Origin of the sequence: Pseudomonas caspiana (assembly GCF_002158995.1) — a bacterium.
GTDB classification, from domain to species: Bacteria; Pseudomonadota; Gammaproteobacteria; order Pseudomonadales; family Pseudomonadaceae; genus Aquipseudomonas; species Aquipseudomonas caspiana.
The window spans coordinates 13,238-35,569 of record NZ_LOHF01000024.1 but is presented as its reverse complement, the minus strand read 5'-3'; the positions used below and the strand labels follow the sequence as shown (position 1 = coordinate 35,569).

Here is a 22,332-nt window from a genome sequence, read left to right as displayed (position 1 = left end):
GTAAAGCCAGCCGCGGTATCCCACGACACTTGATGCAAAAAACCCCCGTGATCGCTGTGCGACCCGGGGGTTTTTTATTGAATCGTTGGCAGCTTATTTTTGCAGTCGACCAAGCGACGCCTGATCGTATGGGATGGACTCGCCAACGCGCCGGTTAAAAAACATGGTATTGGACGGGATGCTTTTATTTACAAAAGTGCATGCCCCTACAACGACGTTATCCCCGATCTGGATGTCATCGGAAATAATGCAGGCATGCGCCTGAATTCTCACGCCATCCCCAATTATCAAGCGCACTTGCTCAGCATTGCCCTTGACGCCAATGGTGGACCCCTGCCAGATCCTGAAGTCTTTACCGATGACGGCGTAAGACGTAATGACGATGCCACTCAGATGAGCGATCCACAGTCCCTCATCAATCTGCGCTCCCAACATGATTTCCACGTTGTATCGACGGCTGAGCTTTTCATTGAGCAGCTTTGCACGGCGCCTCCAGAACCCGGAGCGCGAGGTATTGAGTACGTAAGCCAGGCGAAACCAGAACAGGTAGCTCGACCTGTTACTCCGCCGGCACTTCACATACAAACGTTTCCAGCTGAAGGGCTTATCCAGCCCCCCCAGCACCTCAATATGCCAGTAGCGCATCGCACTTTTGAGTAGTTCAGTCATGCATGCGCACCTCTGAACGCTTCCTCAACCCTGAACCGATGGAAAGCACCAAACCCACCGGCATCCAGAACACTAGCCAGTAAACACCTGGGCGACTCATGACGGTGTGGTAGTTGAATAGAGCGGTCAGAACAGCAAACACGAGGAGCGGGAAGCCAATTGTTCCGAGCGGGAGATTCCAGTTACTTTTATTCAGAGAACGCGTCAGCACACTACCTATCAGGAACAACAGCAGTAACGCGCCTCCTAACCCGAACTCATAAAAGAATTGTAAATACAGATTGTGCGCCTGCGCCCAGCAATGCCCACTGTCGATGCAGATATTAAATTTGTTGCCCGCGCCCGCGCCCGCCAACCAAAAATCAGGCAGCCGCTCTAACCAATCGTGCCAAATCAAATCCCTGTAACTGAAGCCGCGGTCTGTCTGCTCCAGCAACATCGGTGATAACCAGATCAAAATAAGCGCAGCAAAAACCGCTGTACACGCCAACCATTTCCTTGAGCGCTGGTCATGATGGAATGCAATAGATGCTCCAATGGCAGCTCCATACCCCAACCAGACGCCTCGTGACAGTGTGCAGTAAAGATAGAGCGATAACGCGAGCACACACACGCCGTAGACAAGCATCACAAAGCGGCTGTAGCGCTTGGTCAATAACTGGTGAAAGCCGTATACGCCAAACAGACCATAATAAAGCGCAGCGATAATCGGGTTTTTGAAGTCAGCGTAGTCCTTATAGCCCAGTTTCTGAATGCGCTGGCCATCGAAAAACATATTGGAATCTACGTAAAAAAAAGTGTAGACCAAGCTAACCAAAGCAAAGATACCGGCGATAACAAACGCTACATCGAAGCTTTTTTCCATCAAATTTCTATCAACCAAAATCTTGATGGCGATGACGTACAAGAGAATATAGAAACAGGTCTTGAGCTGATCCAATGCTGATAAAGCTGAAGTCGGATTAAACAATGCGACCAGCACAGTAAACCCCAGCAGAACCCAAAGAGGTAAATAGCGCTTACTGGGCAAGGATTCGCGCACTCGATGGTCAAGAACAAGCAGAATCAACGCCGGTAAAAACAGGGTCAGGTTTGAGATGGTGGTAAATCTACTGCCATCTGAAATGTAAAGCATTCCGCTGATGTGAACGGTAAATCCTGTCACTAGAAGATAAAGAAAAAACCTGGATACAGCAGCTACCATAAAAACCTCTTCGCCCTGCGCATGCGCCCGCTTGCCTGCGCAGGGAAGCTAACCATAATGGTGGTTCGGACACTAAAACTAGTAAGCATCTGGCGTATCACTACGCAAAAAAATCGCAATACCTGATTGGTTAACAAAACGTCTCAAATCCATCAGGCTGGTTTTCGCTGCCATTTCTTTCGACATGCAATCCCACTTGCTCGTGAAATCGCGGCATGCTCTCAATAATGTTTTGCGAGGAGTAGAGGGTATCCGCTCTTGTCGCATCGAGCGTCGGATACTTGAGCTCAGTCACTATCATCGACAGACGCGATGTGCGGCGAAGGTCGGTTGGGCAATATTGAGATTCGGACTCTGCAAGCATGCAGCAATACTCCATGCGATCCGCGAGATTGGCTGCGCATTCTAGTCAGATGTGTCGACCCTGTGAAGGCGCGGATCAAGTGCCCCGCCGCAAAGCCCTTTCAATAGTAATACGTCTCACTCAGGCCACGCCTATTCACCAAAACTACCACCATCACTTCCCATTAAACGCCGTCATGTCCTGCTGCAACAGCCCCAGTAATCGGCTCGACCCCACGCTCAATTGCCTGCCCAGCCGGCTGATGATGTGGACCTGTGATTCGCTGAACACTTGGGATTCCAGTGGCAACGCGACCAGCTTGCCGCTCGCCAGTTCGTCCACCACCACGAAGGTCGGCAACAGCGTTACGCCGCCGCTCATGGCAAAGCGTTTGAGCATGGCGAAGGTGTTGCAGGTCAGGGTCGGCATCAGGGACACACCGGATTGCTGTTCGGCCTGAGTCAGAATCTGGCGGATGCCGTAGGAAACACCGAGCAACCCCAAGCGATAGCTGTCCAGACCTTTCAGAGGAATTGGGCCTTCGTGCTGTGCCAACGGATGGTCGGGGCTGACCATTACACAGACCGGCTGTTTCTGGTGGGCATGGGAGCGAATTTTCGGGTCAGCGGGCGGATTGAATACCAGGCCGATGTGCGCCTCGTCTTCTACTACCTGACGGATCACTTCGTTGGTGCCGCACACATTCACTTGCAGCTCGACCTTGGGGTACAGCGTCGAGAATTTCGTCAGTGGTTCGGTCAGGCCATCGATAAACCCTTCACCAATCGCCAACACCACCGAACCACTCTGCAAGCCGCGCAACGCTTGCAGCGACTCCAGTAAAACCTCTTGCTGCGAAAGTCGCTGACGGTAATAAGCCAGCACGCGATCCCCCGCCTCAGTCGGCTTCACGCCACGGCGATGGCGCTCCAGCAACGGCGCGCCTAGCTCATGCTCCAACTGGGCAATCTGCCGACTGACTGCAGAGGGCGCCACGTCCAGAAAGTCCGCAGCAGCGCGAACGCTGCCCAGTCGCACGGCCTCGAAGAAATAAAGAATGCGTCGATCCTGAACCAGACTCATGGGGCACCTGCGTTGCTTTCAACGCAACAAAAATGAATTTGGTGATTATTGCTGTGTGTGCAGAGCGGTGTCCATACTCGGATCATCTGCCGATAACCACTGACGGTGCGACGTAGCCTGTCAAACAGCTAAGCGAGCATTCTGAATGACTTTAAAAATAGGCGTGATTGGATTGGGCAACATGGGCGGCGGCATGGCTGCAACCCTCGCCAGCAAAGGCTTTGACGTAAGCGGCTTTGACCTGTCGCAAGCGGCACTGGAAATCGCCGAAAGCAAAGGCGTCAAACCGGTGACCGATCGCACCGCGCTGATCAAGCAAGTAGACGTGCTGATCCTGTCGCTGCCAAAAGCCGAGCACGTTGAGTCGGTTTGCCTGGGCGCTGAAGGCGTGCTGCAACACGGCAACGCTGGCCTGATCGTGGTCGACACCACGACTTCTACCCCGGAAGCCAGCCGCAAGGTGGCCGCCGCTCTGCTGCAACAGAATATTGGTTTCATCGACGCTCCGGTTTCCGGCGGCCCTAAAGGTGCTGCCACCGGCACCATGTCCATGGTAATCGGCGCAGAAGACGCGGACCTGGAAAAAGTACTGCCGGTACTGGAAGGCATGAGCGGCACGCGGGTTCACGTCGGCAAATGCGGCGCGGGCAACGTAGCGAAGATCGCCAACAATATGCTCGCCGCCTGCCACCTGATCAGCACCGCAGAAGCCGTGAGCATGGCTGCCAAAGCGGGCGTCGATCCGGAAAAACTGATGCTCGGTCTGAACGCCGGTTCCGGACGTAGCGGCGCCACTCAAGTGATGTTCCCGACCTGGGTACTGAACAAAACCTACAACTCCGGCTTCACCATGGGCCTGATGCGCAAGGACGTTGGCCTGGCCAGCGATCTGGCTGCGAGCCTGGATATGGACCTGCCACTGGCGCGCATCGTCGCCCAACTGTGGGCCGCCAGCAGCGAAACGCTGCCGGATGGTGAAGACTTCAACTGCATCGTTCAGCGGACCGATGCCCAGCTGTTCGGCAAAGGGGAATAACCGATGAGCACGCAAAAATTGCTGGACTTGATGCGCCCGTACTGGGGCGACCGCAACACCGTAGCCAGCTATGTCGGCGGCGAATTCGTCGAAGGCCATGGCGAACCGGTGCAAGTGCGTAACGCCCACGACGACAGCCTGATGCTCAGCTTCCCCGATGCCGACGCATCACTGGTTGCAACCATCGACGCAGCGGCGAAAACCGCTCAGGCACAGTGGGCAGCCCTGACGGCTCAGGCCCGTGGTCGTTTGATGTATCAGGTTGGCGCGCTGATTCGTCAGGAAGCCGCCAATCTGGCGCAGATCGAATCCATCACCGCCAACAAGCCCATCCGCGACGCCAATGTTGAAGTGGCAAAAGTTGCCGAGATGTTCGAGTACTACGCAGGCTGGGCTGACAAGCTGCACGGCGAAGTGATCCCGGTACCGACCTCGCACCTCAACTACGTCACCTACGAACCACTGGGCACTGTGCTGCAAATCACCCCGTGGAACGCACCGATTTTCACCTGCGGCTGGCAGATCGCACCCGCTATCACTGCCGGTAACGCGGTGATCCTCAAGCCGTCCGAGCTGACTGCTTTGTCCTCGCTGGTGGTTGCTGTCCTGATCGAACGCGCCGGTGTGCCGAAAGGTCTGGTCAACGTGGTCGCTGGTTTCGGTCACACCATCGGCCAAGCGCTGATCGCCAAGGCTGATATCCGCAAAGTGGTGTTCGTGGGTTCGCCCGCCACCGGTCGTCACATCGCCACCGCCGCTGCGCAACGTTGCATTCCCTGCGTGCTAGAGCTGGGTGGCAAGTCGGCAAACATCGTTTTCGAAGATGCAGACCTTGAGGTCGCCTTGCGCGGCGCTCAGGCCGCGATTTTCTCCGGCGCAGGTCAAAGCTGCGTGTCCGGTTCGCGTCTGCTGGTGCAGGAATCGATTTTCGAGCGCTTCACCACTGCGCTGGCGGCAGCGGGTAAACAATTCAAAGTGGGTGACCCAAGCGACCCGGAAACCCAGATCGGCCCGATCAACAACGCCAAGCAATATGCACACGTAAAGAGCATGGTTGAAAACGCGCTCCAGGACGGTGCAAAGCTGGTCGGTGTCGACGCTGACCCGCTGCCGAACGTGCCGGGTTATTACGTCAACCCGACAGTGCTGGCTGGCGACAACGCGCTGAACTGCGCGCAGGACGAAATCTTCGGCCCGGTGGTCGTGGCGATTCCGTTCAAAGATGAAGCAGAAGCGATCCGCATCGCCAACGACAGCCGCTTCGGTCTGGCGGGCGCAGTGTGGACGCGTGATGTGGGCCGCGCTCACCGCGTCGCCAAACAAGTGCGCGCCGGGACTTTCTGGGTCAACGGCTACAAGACTATCCACGTCAGCTCGCCTTTCGGCGGCTACGGTGACAGTGGTTATGGTCGTTCGTCCGGTCTGGATGCACTGCGTGAATACAGTGAAGTCAAAAGCGTCTGGGTCGAAACGGCTGCCGTACCTGCGGTCAGCTTCGGTTACGGCGCGAGCCTGGAGTGAACCTGATGAAGCTATCCCAAACGTTGATCGAAGACGCCACGGTATGGCGTCGCGACTTCCACTCAGCCCCGGAGCTGGGCTTTGAAGAGCTGCGCACCTCAGATCGGGTTGCGCAGTTGCTCGAAAGCTTTGGTATCGAAGTGCACCGCGGCCTTGGCGGCACGGGCGTAGTCGGCACCTTGCGCACCGGCGAAGGCCCGAGCATCGGCATTCGTGCCGACATGGACGCTTTGCCTATTCAGGAGCTGGGCACTCACTCCCATGCGTCCACGCACAAAGGCTGCATGCACGCCTGTGGTCACGACGGTCACACGGCGATTCTGCTGGCCACCGCTCGCCATCTGAGCGAGACCCGTAACTTTAAAGGCACGGTGTATTTCGTCTTCCAGCCTGCCGAAGAAAACCTCGGCGGCGCGGGCAAAATGATTGATGACGGGTTGTTCGAACGCTTTCCGATGGAGGCCATTTACGGCCTGCATAACTGGCCTGGCGCACCGGCCGGTCAGGTAATCATCAATCCGGGGCCGATGATGGCTTCGCTGGATACCTTCGAAATCACCCTGACTGGCAAAGGCAGCCACGCCGCCATGCCGGACAAAGGTGCCGACCCAATCGTCGCCGCTGCGCAACTGGTGCTTGGCCTGCAGACGATTGTGTCCCGACGTCTTTCTCCGCTGGATTCGGCGGTGGTCAGCATCACTCAGTTCAACGCCGGTGAAGCGATCAACGTGATCCCGGAAACAGCGGTGCTGCGTGGTACGGTTCGCTGCCTGCAAACCCCGGTGCGGGACAAGGTCGAGAAGTTGATTGGCGAATTCGTCGAGCAACTGCCAGTCGCCTTTGGCGTGAGCGGCAAGCTGGCTTACAAAGTGGGTTATCCGGTCACTGAGAACAACGTTGATGCTGCGGCGACGATTCGTCGTGCAGCCATTACCGCAGTGGGCGAGGAAAACGTTCAGTGGGGTTGCAACCCGTCCATGGCGTCCGAAGACTTCGCCTACATGCTTCAGGCTCGCCCCGGCGCGTACATCTGGCTGGGCGTAGACGGCGAAAAACCATCAGCGGCGCTGCACAACCCGTATTACGACTTCAACGATCAAGTAATCGGTGCAGGCGTGGCGGTGTGGACCAAGCTGGTGGAGCAGGAGCTGGCGGCGGGCTGAGAAACTGGTGATTTTCTTCGCCCAATCGTCCGAGTTGAAATGAGATCCCTTGTGGGAGCAGAGCTTGCTCGCGATAAGGCTGGACGCGGTTCACTTGAGATCGCGTCCAGCCTTATCGCGAGCAAGCTCTGCTCCTACAGGGACATTATTCATAGCTGGATTAACACTCCACCCACTTGACCGCCAACCCGCCGCGTGACGTTTCCTTGTACTTCTCAAGCATGTCCGCGCCGGTGTCGCGCATGGTGCGGATGGCGTGGTCAAGGGAGATGAAATGTTCACCGTCGCCCCGCATGGCCATTTGGGCGGCGTTGATCGCCTTCACGGCAGCAATCGCGTTGCGTTCGATACACGGTACTTGAACAAGGCCGCCAACCGGGTCGCAGGTCAGGCCAAGGTTGTGTTCCAGCCCAATCTCCGCAGCGTTTTCCACCTGTTCAGGGGTCGCGCCGAGAATCTCTGCCAACCCCGCCGCCGCCATCGCACAGGCCGAACCGACTTCGCCCTGACACCCCACTTCCGCACCAGAAATCGACGCGTTCTTTTTGCACAGAATGCCCACCGACGCCGCGCTCAGAAAGAACCGCACTACGTCATCTTCGGTAGCGTCAGGGTTGAATTTCATGAAGTAGTGCAACACAGCCGGAATGATCCCCGCTGCGCCGTTGGTAGGTGCCGTCACCATGCGCCCGCCGGCTGCGTTTTCTTCGTTGACCGCCAGGGCGAACAGGTTGACCCATTCCATAGCGCTAAGGGTCGAGCTGATCACGTTCGGCTTGCCCAACTCCTGCAAGCTGCGATGCAGCCGGAATGCACGCCGCCGCACGTTAAGACCTCCGGGCAGGATGCCCTCTTCGCTCAGGCCCTTGATCACGCAGTCTTTCATGGCACCCCAGATGTGCAGGATCCGCGAACGGATTTCCGCTTCGGTGCGCCAGACTTTTTCGTTCTCCATCATCAGCGCAGAAATGCTCAGGCCGTGTTTTTTGCACAGCCGCAACAGCTGGGCACCGCTGGAGAAGTCGTAAGGCAGCTCGGTAGTATCACTGTCCAGAATGCCGCTGGCGGCCTGTTCGGCATCAATGACAAAACCACCACCCACCGAATAATAAGTCTGCTCATACACCTCGCCAGTGGCACCATAGGCGCAGAGCGTCATGCCGTTGGGGTGATAAGGCAGGCTTTCTTCCAGCAGGCGCATGTCGCGTTGCCAGTCGAAAGTAATGCGCTGTTCGCCACCGAGCAGCAGAACTTGTTGTTCCAGTACCGCATCTACACGAGGTGCGACCAACGCCGGGTCAACCTGATCAGGCCATTCGCCCATCAGGCCGATGACCGTCGCACGGTCACTGCCGTGCCCAATGCCGGTGGCCGACAACGAACCATACAAACGTACCTCGACGCGCTCGACCTTGTTCAGCAGATCCTGCTCGCGCAATTGCACGGTGAAGATCGCGGCAGCACGCATCGGCCCTACCGTGTGCGAACTGGAGGGGCCGATGCCGATTTTGAACATGTCGAAGACGCTGATAGCCATACGGTTTGCTCGATTCGTGAGAGGCTGTCGCCTCGAAAGACACTTTGTTATGTGCTGGTATTTTTAGGCGCCAGCCAAGCGATCCACAAACGAAACTTCCTAAGCCATGGTTAAGCAGAACTGATAGATGAGCAAAATCCTCAACGCGCAAATGCATGCATGGTTACAGGTCTTCGCCTGTGCCGCCCGGCACCTGTCGTTCACCCGCTGCGCGGACGAATTGCACGTGACGCCCGGTGCGATCAGCCAGCAGATGCGCCAGCTCGAAGAACGACTGGGTTTTGCGCTGTTTCATCGGGTCGGTCGTGGTCTCGAGCTGACCGCCGAAGGGCAACGGCTGGCCATCGTCGCCAACGAGGTACACAGCCGCATCGATGATGAACTGCGGCTGCTGCACTCGGGACGCATCGGCGGCGTGTTCAAGCTGCGCTGTATTCCTTCATTCCTGAGCAAATGGCTGATGCCGCGCCTGCCGCAACTGGAGCAGGCGTTTCCGGACATTCAGCTACGAATCATTGCCGAAGACAGCAGCGGTTCGTTGCGCGATGACGATTTCGACCTGGCGATTGACCTGAACGACGGCAGCTATCCGGGCCTGATGACTACCTCGTTACTCGAAGAAGAGTTGTTCCCGGTCTGCTCGCCCGCGTTACAAGCCGGCAAGCCACCGCTGGATACTCCCAGTCAGCTCGTGCACTACCCATTGCTGCACGACATCACCGCCTGGCGCGGCAGCTATGAATACGCCGAGTGGGAGTTTTACCTGAATGCCATCGGCGCCTCAGGCATCGATGTGCGTCGGGGCCACACGTTCAACCGCAACCACCTGACGATTGAAGCGGCGATCATGGGCATGGGCGTAGCGATTGCGCGCAAGGCGCTGATCACCAATGAGCTGGAAGAAGGCTCGCTGATCATCCCGTTCGGTCACCCGATTGCAGCGCGCAAGAAGTATGTATTGGTCTACCGCGAAGGCGCCCTGCAAACCCCGGCCCGCCGGGCAGTGCATGACTGGTTGGTGGAGCAGGCGCTGGGGATGTGATGGGGTAATGCTTTTTCTGCATTATTGATGACCTGTGGGAGCTGGGCTTGCCCGCGATAAGGCTGGACGCCGTTCACTTAGAATCGCGGTGTCCTTATCGCGGGCAAGCCCAGCTCCCACAGTCATCATTCACAATTCAAGAGTCAGTGAAAGAACTCAGCAATCAACACTGCACCAATGAACGTACCGAAGTTGGCCAGGAACGACACCAGCACGATACGCCAGCCCAGCAAACGGAACGCTGGCAGGTCCTTGGCGACCGAGAGACCGGCGAACGCCAGCATCGGTGTGATGACCGCAAGCATGTTGATCGAGCCGACCATCTGCGCGATTTCCGCAGCCCAAGGGCATGCTGGCGAGGTCATGAACATGGCAACGATGGACACGGTGCACACCGCCGGGATCTTGCGGCGCAGGGCAACGCAGATCAGTTCACCAATGAATACCGCCAGAATCATCACCGCGATACCGCCGAAGGCCGCTGGCGAAAGCGTCTTGTAGCCGACGTAGTTGGCGATCAACGCCAGTGCACCGGCTGCCAGCCACGCGCTGATCCGTCCGCCCCAACCCAGCTCCTTGACCTCAAGGGACACTTGATCGTGCTTCGGACCATTGTTCATCACCGAGGCTTTGGTGGTACGGCCGATGATCGGCTCCAGTACACGGTAGCCCCAGACCGCCAGCGGCAAGGAAATGAACAGCGTGAAGTAAGTGCCGATGGTCGTGGTGATCAGGTTCGACGCAGCGGCGAGCGCCATGACTTCCTTGGCCACTTCCGGCGTCTGCTGCGCAGCAATCGCGCCTGCTGCTGCAGCCATCATGCTGCCAGAACCGATGCCTGAACCCATCGCCAGCGAGTTGGGATGGAAGATCCCCAGGCTGGTAATGAAGCCTGCGACGATGGCGATGAACAACGCGCCGAACAATGTTCCGGTCAGGTATTCGGCCAGTACGCCGCGACCTTCCGGGGAGTCCATGCCGTAGCGTTCGCCAATGATTGCCAGGCTTGGCTCACGACCCACAGAGAACGTCGCACCAATGGCTTCGCGCTTGATACCCAGCATCAGCGCCACCGGCAGACCGAGAATCACGGTGCCGACAAAGTGACCGAACTCCTGGAATAACAGCGCCCAACCCGAAGCGAACACCAGCGGCAACGAACCGCCAACGACCATGCCCAGTTTAGCGATAAACACCAGCAGCGCCGGTTGCAGGATTGAAGCGGAGCGCACCTGATCGCCAAGGCTCAGACCGATCGGGCCAGGCAGACGGCGACTGAAGATGCCGATGCCCGCACCGATCAACAGCGCCCAGACCATCGGCAACAGAACGACTTTGCCAGGGCCGAGGGGAATGCTGATCGCACCGATTGCCTCGGCCACCACCAGAATGACGGCCGCCCAGATGTACAGCTTTACGGTCGATGAAACGGCACGATTTTCGCCCAGTGTAGCGGCGTGAGAATGTTGCATGGTTGTCCCCTCACCTGTTGACCAATCGTCATGCGGCTGGCCAATAGTTGTTGTTTTTTCAGGAGGTGCCGACGGCACCCAGGGCAGATTCAAAATCCATGTCAGGCATGGAAACTCGCGTGCTGCGAGCGATAAAACTTGATGCTCTCGCCTGCTTTATGACGCCCCTTGTGAGGGTTGCTCCGTCAGCAGATCCGGCCTTTGCGCCCCCGTCTGGTGGCGTCGGGGTACGGTTCGAGTATGGGTAGGGAGAGGACACGCACCAATATTACAGAATGAATTTATTGTTGCCTAAAACAGAACACCAAATGGGTCGCGAGCTCTGCGAAAAAACTGATGTTTGCCCGCGAAAGGCTGGACGCGGTTCACTTTAGATCGCCTCCAGCCCTATCGTCGGAATGCCGCCCAGACCAAGCCCGGCTCCCACAGGGGAAACCATTTCAATTCGAGGGTTTTGGGCGACTGGACTCAGTAAGGTATTCAGGCCTAGCCCCCGAATTGCTTGGGGGCTGGCCTCACTCAAGCATCAGTCAAGCTGGAAGCGCGACGTGTTGTCGCTCAAGGCACGACTGCCTTTGCTCAGCGTATCGGCGGCCTGATTTACAGCCCGTGCACCATCAAGCAAACGTCCGGCAGCCTGATCGACTTGCTGAATGTTGCCGCTGACTTCGTCGGCCGTGCTGGCTTGCTCTTCAACCGCAGTGGAAATCTGCGCGAGGGTATCGGTAACGCCCTGCACAGCGCTGGCGATCTCAACCAGACGCAGCCCCAGATCGGTAACCGACTGGGCGTCGTTGACCGCCTGACCGCACGCTGATTCCATCAAGCCAACAGCCTGGCTGACGGTAGAGCGTAAGCTGTCCACCGTACTGGCAATTTCCGTCGTGGACACTTGGGTGCGTTGCGACAGGCTACGAACCTCATCGGCAACCACCGCAAAACCACGCCCTTGCTCGCCCGCTCGCGCTGCCTCGATGGCTGCGTTGAGCGCCAACAGGTTGGTCTGCTCGGCAATACCGCGGATCGCGTCGACCACCGACTGAATCTGCTGTCCTTGCTCGCTAACGCGCCCCAACGCAGCCGCCGTATCAGTCAAACGCTGATTGAGCTGCTGAATACTGGTGGTCGTGCGCTGACTGTCCCGACTGCTTTCTTCCGCGATCTGGCGAGTCTGCCGAGCGCTGTCAGAAGCCTGCTCACAACTTTTCGCAACACCTTGGGAGGTTGCCGCCAACTCGGTCGCCGCTGCCGCAATCTGGCTGATCTGGTACTGCTGCTCTTCAACTTCAGTCAACGTGCCGCTGGATTGGGTATTGAGGGTCAACACGGCACTGCCCAGTTGCTTGGTCTCATGATTGACGCCCAGCAAACTGGTCCGCAACTGCACCACTGCCACGTTCAGCGCGGTGCTGATCGCCGCCAACTCATCGCGACCTTGCACCTCAACCTGAACACACAGGTTGCCGTCACGCAGCGACTCGGCCAAGGTCGTAATACCGCTGGCACTGCGACGGATTGAAGCTTGCAGGCACGCAAACAGATACAGCGCAGCCAGCAACAGAATGCCGAAGCAGATACCAATCGGAATGAACTGCATGTTGGACTTGCTGTGGTAGTACGCCAAACGGCTGTCCAGCGATTGCAGCGACTGGTTGCGCAAGTTCGCGAAGTCGGTCAGCAAGATATCCACGCTACGCTCGAACGCCGGCGCATCAAGCTTGATGGTGCCGCCAAACAAACCATCGTCCAGCACTTTCAGTTCCACGTTCAGGCGCTGCATGACAGCGTCGTAGTTCTCTGCCCACGGTTTCATCTCGGCGGGTAGTTTGGCTTTAAGGAAGTCGCCCGCTTTGATCAGTTGATCCTGAGCGTCGGTAATACGGCCGCGCAGCTCGCGCATTTGCAAGCGGCTTTGCAGGCTGAACTGCCCGGTGACCACCGACGTCTGACCGATGCTGGCCATGCGACCGATACGCTCGATCAAATCCGGGATCTGCTGAGTCGACATCTGCATCAGCAAATACGTCTCTAGCCATGGGTCGAGGATCAGGCCGCTGTCCGTCGCAATCTGCTCGCGCAAGGCTTGCACATTACCCAAGGCATTGGTGAATCGGTCATAGCCGTCCGGCCACCAGCCCACGGTACGCAGCGACGCGATGTCCATGCCGGTCACCGAAGCTTTCAGCGTTTCATAACGCTTGAGCGCATCAGCGCTGGCCTCTTCTTTTTTGAGCGTGGTACCCAACGACTCAAGCGCCTGAGAAATACGCGGGCCTGCCGCATCCATCGCCGTCATCGCGGCTTTGGCGGCTGGCGTTGGCTCTTTCAAAATATCGGAAGCCTTCCACCGTGCAGCATTGTCCCGCTGATGAGAAAGCTCACCGTCGACCAGATCCAGCGCCAGTAACTGAGTGACCCCGGATCGCTCACCCGCGATCAACGCGAGTTTGCTGCGGTAATCCTGGCTGATCATCCATAGGCTGCCCACGAGCGGCAGCATGAACAAAAGGAACAACACCTGAAACTTGCGTGCGAAGCCGAAGCGGCTAAGCATGTGCATACCCGGCGACAAAAGACTGTACATGACCGACCTACTCCCCCAGAACATCCAGCAGAAACGGCGAGAGCCATCGCAGATGTCTTCGAAAAACCACTACCGGCAAAATGCCATGTTATTGATTGAATTACGATAGCCGCCCAGCGCTTCTTGATTGGCGCCAGTGCAGAAACCATCAACTTTAAGATCACCTAGCAATATTCAGACCGTGTAGCCGATTGCTGTTTCATCAGTAGCAAGCTTCCCGCTTGGTGGACTGTCCCTACAAAAGTACGTCACCAATGGTTACGCTTTGTCATTTCCCGGAAGAGAGCCGCCAAATGGTCGGCAAAAACCCGCAGTTGAGCATGGCGCCCCAACCCGCCGAAGCCAAACCCAATCCTCAGCAAAAACGCTTTAATAGCCTGCTGAAAAAGATCGAAACCCACCGCAGCACGCTGGAAGGCTGGAGCACCGCCGAACAGGTATACACGCAGCTCTGGGCTGAAGAGTTCAGGCCAGCCATCGAGCAAATCAGTGCGGTGCAACTGGAGTTGCTGCGTACGGTGGATGCCGCCAGCTCGCAGATAAAACTCAGCAAACAAGACCGGGCAACCTTGACTGACATCGTCTGTGACCTGGTCGAGGCCCTCATGGACGAATCGCATCCTGACAGCCAGGAACTCAAGGAGATTTTTGCCAGACATTTCGGCGAAGACTTCGACGACGTTCAGCAAGAAGAGCTGGCGCACTTCAAAGCGCACATTGAGCATAAGTTTGATCTCGACCTCTCGGACGGTGATCACATCACCTCTGAACATGAGTTTGTCGAATTCCTGCAAGAGAAACTGTCGAGCCACATCGATGCAGCCGAAAGCGATGAGCCGTTCTCGGAACCGCTGAAAAAGTCAGCCCACGAACGGCGCAAAGAAGAGGACCAGGCAGAAAGCAGACGGTCAGTACGCGAGGTCTACCGCAAACTGGCCAGCGCCCTTCACCCTGACCGGGAAACTGACGAAAACGAGCGAGCGCGTAAAACCGACCTCATGCAACGCGTCAACAAGGCCTATGCCGAGAAAGACTTGTTGAGCCTTCTGCAACTGCAGCTAGAGATCGAACAAATTGACACGGATCACATCAGCAACCTGCCGCTGGAGCGCATCAAGCACTACAACCGGGTGCTGGCCGAGCAGGTCAAGGATCTCGAGGAAGAGATTCACGTGCAGAACATGATCTTCAACGGCCGATTCGCCCTCTCTCCGTATGAGACCACCAAACCAGCGCAGGTCCTGCGCAAGTGCAACAAAGTGATCAACGAACTGGATGCCGAGCTTTTCGATAGGGAACAGGAAGTGGCCTTCCTGCAAGAGTCGCCGAAAAACATCAAAGTCTGGCTACGCGCGCAACGGGATCAGCTTGACGAAATGCTGGACTCAGGCCTGCTGAACGATCTTTTTCGCTAACGGCAACCGGGTTTCGTCCTTGAATAGCGGGGCGAAACCCTAACCGCTTGATCACACGCATAAATTTTTCAGAACAAGGGTTGACACATATCCCTTATCCGCGAATAATGCGCGCCACTTGGCTACATAGCTCAGTTGGTTAGAGCATAGCATTCATAATGCTGGGGTCCGGGGTTCAAGTCCCTGTGTAGCCACCAAGTACCTGCTTCATGACATCATCGATGCTCATGAAGCAACAAGAAGCCCGCCTAGTGCGGGCTTTCTTGTTTCTGGGGTTTGCTCCTTTTTATCACCCAGATACCTTCCCTCCGCCCTCCTTTCTGACACCTGGGCATTACTCACTTTTGAGTTAGATCAAGACTGAATTCAAGATAATTTTTAGAGTATGCTGAGCGTATACCCTTTAAATACGCTGATCTCCGGTATTTTTTTCAAGATAACCTTTCTGCCGGTTCGAGATATTTTCGATATGCCTACATTTACCCATCACGACCTTGAGCTTCTCAATCCGTCCTTTGACTCGGCTCTTGTCGATGTATTGAGCGAACTGGAGCATCTGCGCCGCCTAAGGCTTGAGGGCGATACGCCACCGCAGGTGTTCTATCAACTCAAATCGCTTTTCCATGCACTGGAAAGCCTGGGTTCTGCCCGCATTGAAGGCAACCACACTACTTTGGCGGACTACATAGATAGCAAGGTAGAAGGTAAGGCTCAGGACACCGACCAACTGCGCGAGGTTGCCAATATTGAAAAGGCGATGGATTACATTGAGGAGATCATGGCTCCCGGCGCAGCGCTGACCGAGCAGACGATTCGAGAGCTACACGCGATGACCGTAGACGATCTTGTGCGTGAGGGCGACAAAACGCCCGGAGCCTATCGCAGTGGAGGGGTCAGAATATCCCAGTCTGATCACATGCCTCCCGACTTCATCCAGGTTCAAGCTTATATGCAGGAACTCGTCGACTTCGTGAATCACGAAGACTCTCCGAAATACGACCTCATGAAAGTAGCGCTGGCACATCACAGATTTGGATGGATACATCCATTCGGCAATGGTAATGGCCGCGTGGTCAGGCTGCTCACGTACGCGCTACTGATGAAATATGGTTTCAACGTCAGCACGGGCGGTCGCGTCTTGAATCCTACAGCCGTGTTCTGCAACGACCGTGACCGCTATTACGCGATGCTCGCCACAGCCGACAAGGGAACCAAGGAGGGGCTGGAAGAATGGTGTACTTATGTGCTGGAAGGCATTCGCGATGAGCTTGAAAAGGTCGACCGCCTTACAAATTACTCCTACCTCACCAAATGCATACTCGCCCCTTCTGTAGCTTTCGCACGGGAACGAGAGTGGATCACCGAGACTGAAGAACTGGTGCTCTCGGCCGCGATAAAACTGAAGGTAGTGAAATCTGCAGACGTTGCAGCTGTACTGCCCCAGCAGTCGAGTAATCAACGGACCTACCTGATAAAAAAACTGGTGGATCAGGGAATGCTCTTACCTCTTAACCCAGGAGCGAGGCAATACACAATAGGATTCTCCAACAATTATCTGATTCGGGGAGTCATCAAGTCGCTCAGGGAACAAGGCTTCATACCTGAGACACTGGAAAAACCATGAGCATCGATTAAAGACCGGGTACCGGTGATGCGACGTTGGGGGCTGGTCTTGCCCTAACCGCTGGGAGCGTGATCCAGATGTTAAGCCCTCAAGCAACTGGACTGAAAACAAGCGCCTCCCCTGAACATACGCCGGGATATGCATTAGGGTCAGCTAAAAATACAAAGGCATCCAGCAGCCCAATTACGTTATGTATTGTAGAGCGGCGATGGGGCGGGGCGATTATTAGTGTCGCGATTTATTCCGAAGATCAGATAGCGCACGCGCGTAAATGGCATCAATGTTTTACTCTAAAGCTGAGCTGGTACCTCAATGAATCGGGAATACCTTCACAGTTTTGAACATCGACATGATATCGCCTGCACTCATCAGCGCCCATCCTACGAATCCGTAAGCACCGACTACTAGTCCGGATGCTATCCACTGGCAAATATCGCCAGCACGACTGTGCCATGCCAGCCGCTCAGCAAAAAAATACTGACAGAGGTATGTAATGCAAGACGCGCCCCCTGTCAGTAGGATCGCAATGGCCAAACGCGTTAGTATTTGTCCCAGCGTTGTCAGCCCTGCCTGAGTTAATGCGGACCACGCCGAACCCGCGAACGCGAGTAATGCTACTGCCGAGCCACCGGAAATAAGCAGACAGGTCTTAAGTGCATTGCTACCTGCTGCTATACCTGACCGGACCATCTAGAGGTCCCACTGATGCTTATGCTCAGATGACTGTAATGACACCTCAATAGATTCGGGTAACGATTGCTCCACTTCTTCGAGATAGCGTGCCAAGGCCGCCAGATCGACAGAATCCTTACCTTCCTGCTGGTGAGCTAGTACAGCCTTTTTAATGATCCCGACCGCTTCAATCCCGTCCATCAACGCCTCCCTAGTTAGCCTTGCGCAGATGATACATCTGTATGCACTCGGCAAGCTTTTGAGGTATGCCTGAGCTGATACGGTACGCACATCATGTTCATCAGCGCATACCTTCGAGCATCGACTGAAGAGCAGGACGCCAGCCGCGCCCAGGCATCGCTTGAGCAGTTCGCCAGCGACCATAACAAGGTCATCGCCAGTGTGTACCTGGAGAACGCCCGCGGCGCGGCTGCTGACCGGCCGGAACTGCTTCGCCTGCTCAAAGATGCGCGCAAGGGTGACTGCTGCTGGTTGAATCCATCTACCGTCTCTCACGTCTACCGGTGGATGACTGGGTGAAGCTCAAGGCAGATATCGACTCCAAGTGGCTGCGCATCGTAGCCCTCGATTTGCCAACTAGTCACCAAGGTATGCAGGACACGAAGGGCGATGAGTTCACCGGCCGGATGCTGGGCGCGATCAACTCCATGCTGGTGGAGATGATGGCAGCGAACGCCCGCAAAGATTACGAACAGCGGCGCGAGCGCCAGGCGCAAGGGATCGAAAAGGCGAAAGCCGAAGGCAAATATCAAGGCCGCCCGGTTGACGCCGATCTGCACAAGCGCGTGAAAGAGTTGCTAAAGGCCGGGCTGGGTATCCGTGCCACTGCCCGGCACGCTGATTGCTCCACGACTACTGTTCTGAGAATCAGCGACCTTTAGACCTTTGACTAGGCTTGCTGCAGTGACGCGGCACACAATACTACCGGATCGTTGTGGCGTCTCGACAAGGCATGGGCAATCGCGCCTAGGCCAACAGTGCAAGCCAATGAGCTCTACTCTTAATACGCAGCTACAATCTCCCCATCGAAAAATATCAAAGTCCTCAAAATCTTGAGGCGTCCACGCAAGGGAAAGCAAATGGCGAACCATCCATATGCAGAATTTTACGTTCCAGTTCTACTGCTTGCCGTAACGCCGTTCGCCGCGCTTGGTCTACCGGCGTTGATTACTTGGATCTCACCCGCCGTCGCGTTGATAGTAGCGGCAACGCTCATTGTTGTTTCAGCTGCTCTAGCGTACAGGGCGATGAAAGCCAAAGCTGTACGAGGGCGCGGAGGCCAAGGCGGCACCGCGACAAGCGTTGGTGATGACAACGAAGCATTAGGCGGGAACGGAGGTGCCGCAAATAGTGGTACTGGCGGCGATGGGGGAAATGCAACCGCCCGAGGGAAAAGATCGGTTGCAAAAGGTGGCCATGGCGGGGCTGGCTAGATCACTGCAATTGGCTTGCTCGGATCATCTGAAGGTTTGGCAAAATGTTCGAGAAGTACTCGAGCAAGTTCAACGGCAACGCTTGGTGAGAGCGTCACGGCGTGCGTGTAAACCGGAGAGCGTTCACTTTCATTGGTGTAAGGACCGCTATTTCCAAGAGCAATTCGAACTTGCCCATGCGCTTCCCCTGAAAACATGAATGTCGAGGCTGCAAACTCTTGTATCCCTGGACGGAATAATGCTTCCCATTGAGCCAGCGACAGTCCTTGTACGACTTGCGATTTATCAGCCATATCCGCCCTCAGAATATCGAGCCAAACCTATGAAAAAAATATCGCAAGGAACCGGGGGAGCCGGAGGCCAAGCCGAAGTCGATGGTGATGATAGCATTGCTCTAGGAGGACACGGCGGAGAGGCCGTGCTCGGAGACGGCGGCCCAGGAGGTAACGCTCGCGTAAAAGGTGACAGAAGCACGGGAGTGGGTGGTCAAGGTGGACGCGGAGGCGCGGGACCCGGACAGCCCGGTGGCGATGTCATAATCGAGCAGGACGATGTATTCATGGCAGGCGGGCAAGGTGGCGAGTCAAGCCAAATAGATGGCAGAGGCGGACGCGGCGGTCGATCCTACGGGTTTCATCTTTTTGGTATGCCCACTCGCGCTCACATCAAACCACCCTATGGGCTCCCTCACTGTGAGCCAGGACGTGGTGGGGATGCTCCAGATACTCCGCAATACATGGCACGCAAGCTAATAGTCATAGGACTGAAAGAAAGATATTTCATCGAAAAATCGATCACGCCTTGTGATCTCGAAACGGTCTGGTACGACCGCACAATTGTCGATCTCGTTTGGTTAAATGAAACGCTATCTCTCCGCGGATATCACTGGCGGGTTTCAACTGTTGACAATGAGTACGAGTTTTCGGATTCACCAGCCGTCGATACACCTCAGAAATGACCACTCATCGGGTTCGGAACATCAACCGCCTGAAGACTTCGCCCGGCTTGTCTGGGGCGTACCGAACGCAACCCAGCAAATGGCGCCATGTATCCCTTTATTAAAGAAAAACATAAAAACACTTAAAATACATATACTTAGAAATTCAGTTCAAACGTCTGTGTACCACCAAATACCTGCTTCGTGACATCATTGATGCTCGTGAAGCAACAAGAAGCCCGCCTAGTGCGGGCTTTCTTGTTTCTGGGGTTTGATCTCTCCGTACCGAGGGGATCCTGGCCTTAGCCCCATGCGCCTCTGGGCTTTTTAGATATTCCGCATTCGACGCTCACGGCAATCAGCAAGCGATCAAAATGGATGTGGCAGCATTTTGTCGTTCTTATAATTTGTCCTCCTCTGTCCAGACATCATGTCTTGTGCATGGACTTTCTGTTTGTATTGTATGGAACGACGAAATCCTGCCAACTTTCTGAAACACGGCAATTCGATCAAGAGTTCGCCGGAGCAAATAGATAATACCAGTGCTTCCTGACAACTCTGAGTATGCAATCAACTTTTGAAATGGCATCACCGAACATATCATATTTGCCGACTATAAAAAATTCCGAACAGCGCCCATCGACATTGCTTACGTCCAATAAAAAACTTGGTAACTTATGAAACATGGACATAGAGTATGACGCGCCGCCGGGAGTGAACTCGCTCTCAAAGATAATAAGGAAAATAACTTTTCCAACGCAATTTCTCGCAATGGCACGCCTGACCCGATATTCCGCGAGACAGCGCAATCCAAAAGCTCGAGACATTTGATTTCTTCAAGCGAAATTACTACTGTACCGCTGCCAAAAATGCAATTTCACGACTGCACACCCATTCGTTTTTCACTGGTAGGGATACCCGATGCGCTGCCTTCTAGCCCTGAGCTTGTTGTTTTTCCCATTCCTGGCCTCTGCCGCCTCTCCAAACTGCGAAGCATATCTGTCGGGCTGGGCTAAAACATTGCATCCGACATTAGCCTTTGACAAGCAGCGTTCCGCGTGTAAAACGGCCAATGATGATCCCGACCAAACACTGGCAGTTCTGGTTCTTGAAGAAGAAAGAGTTAAGGTAGAAGACGAGCCGGAAGATTGGGTCACCTATGGCCTTGAGATCATTAGCGCTAAAAAAGGGGGTGATAGAGAGCCATGCTTACGAGAGCAATGCTATCGATATTTCTCTGTTCAAGTTTTCCGGACTTAGTCTTGATACACCCAGCTATCAGCTCACCCCGGGCGCTCATACTTTTGGAGTCATTTTAAAACATGATATGGCGATTGAGCCTCTCACCCGCTCCTTAACACTACTTTATCTGTATACCGATGAAGGAAAAGGATGCGAAAAATCCTTGAATTGGAAAAAGACATAGCGTCCGCCGAACAAAATCCCGATAGCTGCGCGGGCAGTTTTTCAGAGGCGCACCTTACTCTAAGTATTGGCAACAACAGCAATCACGGGTATGCCGATCTGGAGGCGGTGGAAAAAGTAATCGCTACCGAAAAAACGGATACGGGTAATGGCTGCACTAAAGAAGAAAAGCCTACCTCGAACGAGTACGTACTGATCTATAACGGCGAACGCTACAACCCAAAGTATTGATAGATAACTCTCAGCACCGCGGCGGGTTGCGGGCTTTCTTGTTTTTGGCGTTCGCCAATCTCAACACTGCCTCATCTTGCGTGCTCCTATCGCTTTTGATTCCCGACCCAACAGCGCATAACTGTATGGATTTAGGAGCTTTCTGTGGACTGTCCGTCTGGCTGCGAACTCAACCCACGTGAGAGCGAATTTATTCGCGAAGGGTGACACATCCTGTGCGCGTGTATCGCCTGAGCATCGCCTCCCAAATGGAAGTTGAGTGCCACCCCGATCGGTCCCACGGGTCAGCCATGAGCCAGAGATCGTAGCCAACCCGCGCGGTGTTTATCAGGCGTTGACCTTATCCAGCCTCACTTCCATCAACTCCAGCACATCACAGCTGTCTTGCAGCAACAGGAAAGCAGCCTCAGCGACGTGAGCCAGTTGATCTTCATCGGTGTCTTTGGTCGTGGTGCTGGCTAAACAGCTCATCAGGTTTTTGACTGCGCGCAAGCGTTGCGTGGCGCAGAGGTGCAGGTCGGCCATTGGGGCTTCTGGGTTTATTAAGAGGACGGTATTGGGAAATTGGGACAGCGGGATATTTTGTGTCATGCGAATAACTCCAGATCTATTGGAGCTGTCGCCGTCTTGTCGCCAAACAAGATTGGGTGACAGCTGTACGCAGGTTGGCGAACCGGTCGCACGCACCCGGCAGACCCGAGGGTCTCCCACGCACAGCCGCCATAACGTTGCCCACAAAAAATGGGCAACTAGCTCTGGAGCTGTTGCGCGCACAAATCGGATCGCCAAACCCGGTCGCTGATGTGCAGCGACGGGGCGAATGATAGGTGCGAGGTTTGCCTGGTGCAACCGCTGTTAAATCGATGTTTAGACTGAGTGAAATCGCTTCATTGATAAGCCTGGATCTGAACCCACATGAT

At 55.4% G+C, this 22,332-nt stretch carries 18 protein-coding genes, 1 tRNA gene and 2 pseudogenes; 11 read left to right on the top strand and 10 right to left on the bottom strand.

Features of this window, described 5'->3' with window-relative positions; genetic code table 11:
- Positions 1–93: 93 nt before the first annotated feature.
- The 4 genes from AUC60_RS22385 to AUC60_RS22370 all read right to left on the bottom strand — a co-directional run bounded on the left by AUC60_RS22385 (position 94) and on the right by AUC60_RS22370 (position 3,299).
- Complete coding sequence (locus tag AUC60_RS22385) at positions 94–669, bottom strand: serine acetyltransferase (RefSeq protein ID WP_087272891.1); 576 nt, start codon at positions 667–669, stop codon at positions 94–96.
- Entirely contained in the window at positions 662–1,873 is a 1,212-nt protein-coding gene (locus AUC60_RS22380) for an O-antigen ligase family protein (protein WP_087272888.1), read from the bottom strand. Before AUC60_RS22380 ends, AUC60_RS22385 begins: the two co-directional genes overlap by 8 nt.
- Positions 1,874–2,003: 130 nt before the next feature.
- Positions 2,004–2,237, bottom strand: a complete 234-nt coding sequence (locus AUC60_RS22375) for a hypothetical protein (protein WP_087272885.1) — start codon at positions 2,235–2,237, stop codon at positions 2,004–2,006.
- 153 nt (positions 2,238–2,390) lie between these two features.
- Positions 2,391–3,299, bottom strand: a complete 909-nt coding sequence (locus AUC60_RS22370; RefSeq protein WP_087272881.1) for a LysR family transcriptional regulator — start codon at positions 3,297–3,299, stop codon at positions 2,391–2,393.
- Positions 3,300–3,444: 145 nt separating this feature from the next.
- Between AUC60_RS22370 and AUC60_RS22365 the strand changes: the two genes are divergently transcribed.
- The 3 genes from AUC60_RS22365 to AUC60_RS22355 are packed head-to-tail and all read left to right on the top strand — an operon-like array spanning position 3,445 to position 7,019.
- Entirely contained in the window at positions 3,445–4,335 is an 891-nt protein-coding gene (locus tag AUC60_RS22365) for an NAD(P)-dependent oxidoreductase (protein WP_087272877.1), read from the top strand.
- 3 nt (positions 4,336–4,338) lie between these two features.
- Positions 4,339–5,856 (top strand): aldehyde dehydrogenase family protein, encoded by a 1,518-nt coding sequence (locus AUC60_RS22360; RefSeq protein WP_087272874.1) that lies wholly within the window; start codon positions 4,339–4,341, stop codon positions 5,854–5,856.
- Between the two features lie 5 nt (positions 5,857–5,861).
- Positions 5,862–7,019, top strand: coding sequence for a M20 aminoacylase family protein (locus AUC60_RS22355; RefSeq protein ID WP_087272872.1), 1,158 nt, complete (start codon positions 5,862–5,864; stop codon positions 7,017–7,019).
- 160 nt (positions 7,020–7,179) lie between these two features.
- Here the strand turns inward: AUC60_RS22355 and AUC60_RS22350 are convergent, their stop codons facing one another.
- Complete coding sequence (locus AUC60_RS22350) at positions 7,180–8,556, bottom strand: L-serine ammonia-lyase (protein WP_087272869.1); 1,377 nt, start codon at positions 8,554–8,556, stop codon at positions 7,180–7,182.
- A 127-nt stretch (positions 8,557–8,683) separates the two neighbouring features.
- Here AUC60_RS22350 and AUC60_RS22345 point away from each other — a divergent pair, with 127 nt between their 5' ends.
- A complete protein-coding gene (locus AUC60_RS22345) occupies positions 8,684–9,598 on the top strand; it encodes a LysR substrate-binding domain-containing protein (protein ID WP_027902858.1) in 915 nt (304 codons plus the stop codon).
- 143 nt (positions 9,599–9,741) lie between these two features.
- Here AUC60_RS22345 and AUC60_RS22340 read toward each other — a convergent pair whose 3' ends face one another.
- Together AUC60_RS22340 and AUC60_RS28695 are read right to left on the bottom strand one after the other, a co-directional pair.
- On the bottom strand, positions 9,742–11,070 hold the full coding sequence (locus AUC60_RS22340; RefSeq protein ID WP_087272866.1) for a DUF3100 domain-containing protein: 1,329 nt from the start codon (positions 11,068–11,070) through the stop codon (positions 9,742–9,744).
- A gap of 526 nt (positions 11,071–11,596) precedes the next feature.
- The gene (locus tag AUC60_RS28695; RefSeq protein ID WP_087272863.1) at positions 11,597–13,654 is read right to left on the bottom strand and encodes a methyl-accepting chemotaxis protein; all 2,058 of its coding nucleotides are present in this window, start codon (positions 13,652–13,654) and stop codon (positions 11,597–11,599) included.
- A 293-nt stretch (positions 13,655–13,947) separates the two neighbouring features.
- On the opposite strand from AUC60_RS28695, the gene AUC60_RS22330 reads away from it, so the two are divergent.
- The 4 genes and pseudogenes from AUC60_RS22330 to AUC60_RS28190 all read left to right on the top strand — a co-directional run.
- Positions 13,948–15,069, top strand: coding sequence for a J domain-containing protein (locus tag AUC60_RS22330; protein WP_087272860.1), 1,122 nt, complete (start codon positions 13,948–13,950; stop codon positions 15,067–15,069).
- Positions 15,070–15,189: 120 nt separating this feature from the next.
- A tRNA-Met gene (locus tag AUC60_RS22325) sits at positions 15,190–15,266 on the top strand.
- 272 nt (positions 15,267–15,538) lie between these two features.
- Positions 15,539–16,693: a Fic family protein gene (locus AUC60_RS22320; protein WP_087273048.1), complete on the top strand. Its 1,155-nt coding sequence runs from the start codon at positions 15,539–15,541 to the stop codon at positions 16,691–16,693.
- Positions 16,694–16,713: 20 nt separating this feature from the next.
- Positions 16,714–16,950, top strand: a pseudogene (locus tag AUC60_RS28190) (tail assembly protein); the annotation flags it as partial.
- A 433-nt stretch (positions 16,951–17,383) separates the two neighbouring features.
- Here the strand turns inward: AUC60_RS28190 and AUC60_RS22310 are convergent.
- A complete protein-coding gene (locus AUC60_RS22310; RefSeq protein ID WP_087272857.1) occupies positions 17,384–17,566 on the bottom strand; it encodes a hypothetical protein in 183 nt (60 codons plus the stop codon).
- A 93-nt stretch (positions 17,567–17,659) separates the two neighbouring features.
- Here AUC60_RS22310 and AUC60_RS22305 point away from each other — a divergent pair.
- Positions 17,660–18,267: pseudogene (locus AUC60_RS22305) on the top strand (recombinase family protein).
- Between the two features lie 548 nt (positions 18,268–18,815).
- On the opposite strand, the gene AUC60_RS27720 reads toward AUC60_RS22305, so the two are convergent.
- Positions 18,816–19,112, bottom strand: a complete 297-nt coding sequence (locus AUC60_RS27720; RefSeq protein WP_144443290.1) for a hypothetical protein — start codon at positions 19,110–19,112, stop codon at positions 18,816–18,818.
- A gap of 1,565 nt (positions 19,113–20,677) precedes the next feature.
- Here AUC60_RS27720 and AUC60_RS27715 point away from each other — a divergent pair.
- Positions 20,678–21,016, top strand: a complete 339-nt coding sequence (locus AUC60_RS27715) for a hypothetical protein (RefSeq protein ID WP_144443289.1) — start codon at positions 20,678–20,680, stop codon at positions 21,014–21,016.
- Positions 21,017–21,148: 132 nt separating this feature from the next.
- A complete protein-coding gene (locus AUC60_RS22290; RefSeq protein WP_087272848.1) occupies positions 21,149–21,412 on the top strand; it encodes a hypothetical protein in 264 nt (87 codons plus the stop codon).
- A 327-nt stretch (positions 21,413–21,739) separates the two neighbouring features.
- Here the strand turns inward: AUC60_RS22290 and AUC60_RS22285 are convergent, their stop codons facing one another.
- Entirely contained in the window at positions 21,740–21,937 is a 198-nt protein-coding gene (locus AUC60_RS22285) for a hypothetical protein (RefSeq protein WP_087272845.1), read from the bottom strand.
- Between the last annotated feature and the right edge of the window lie 395 nt (positions 21,938–22,332).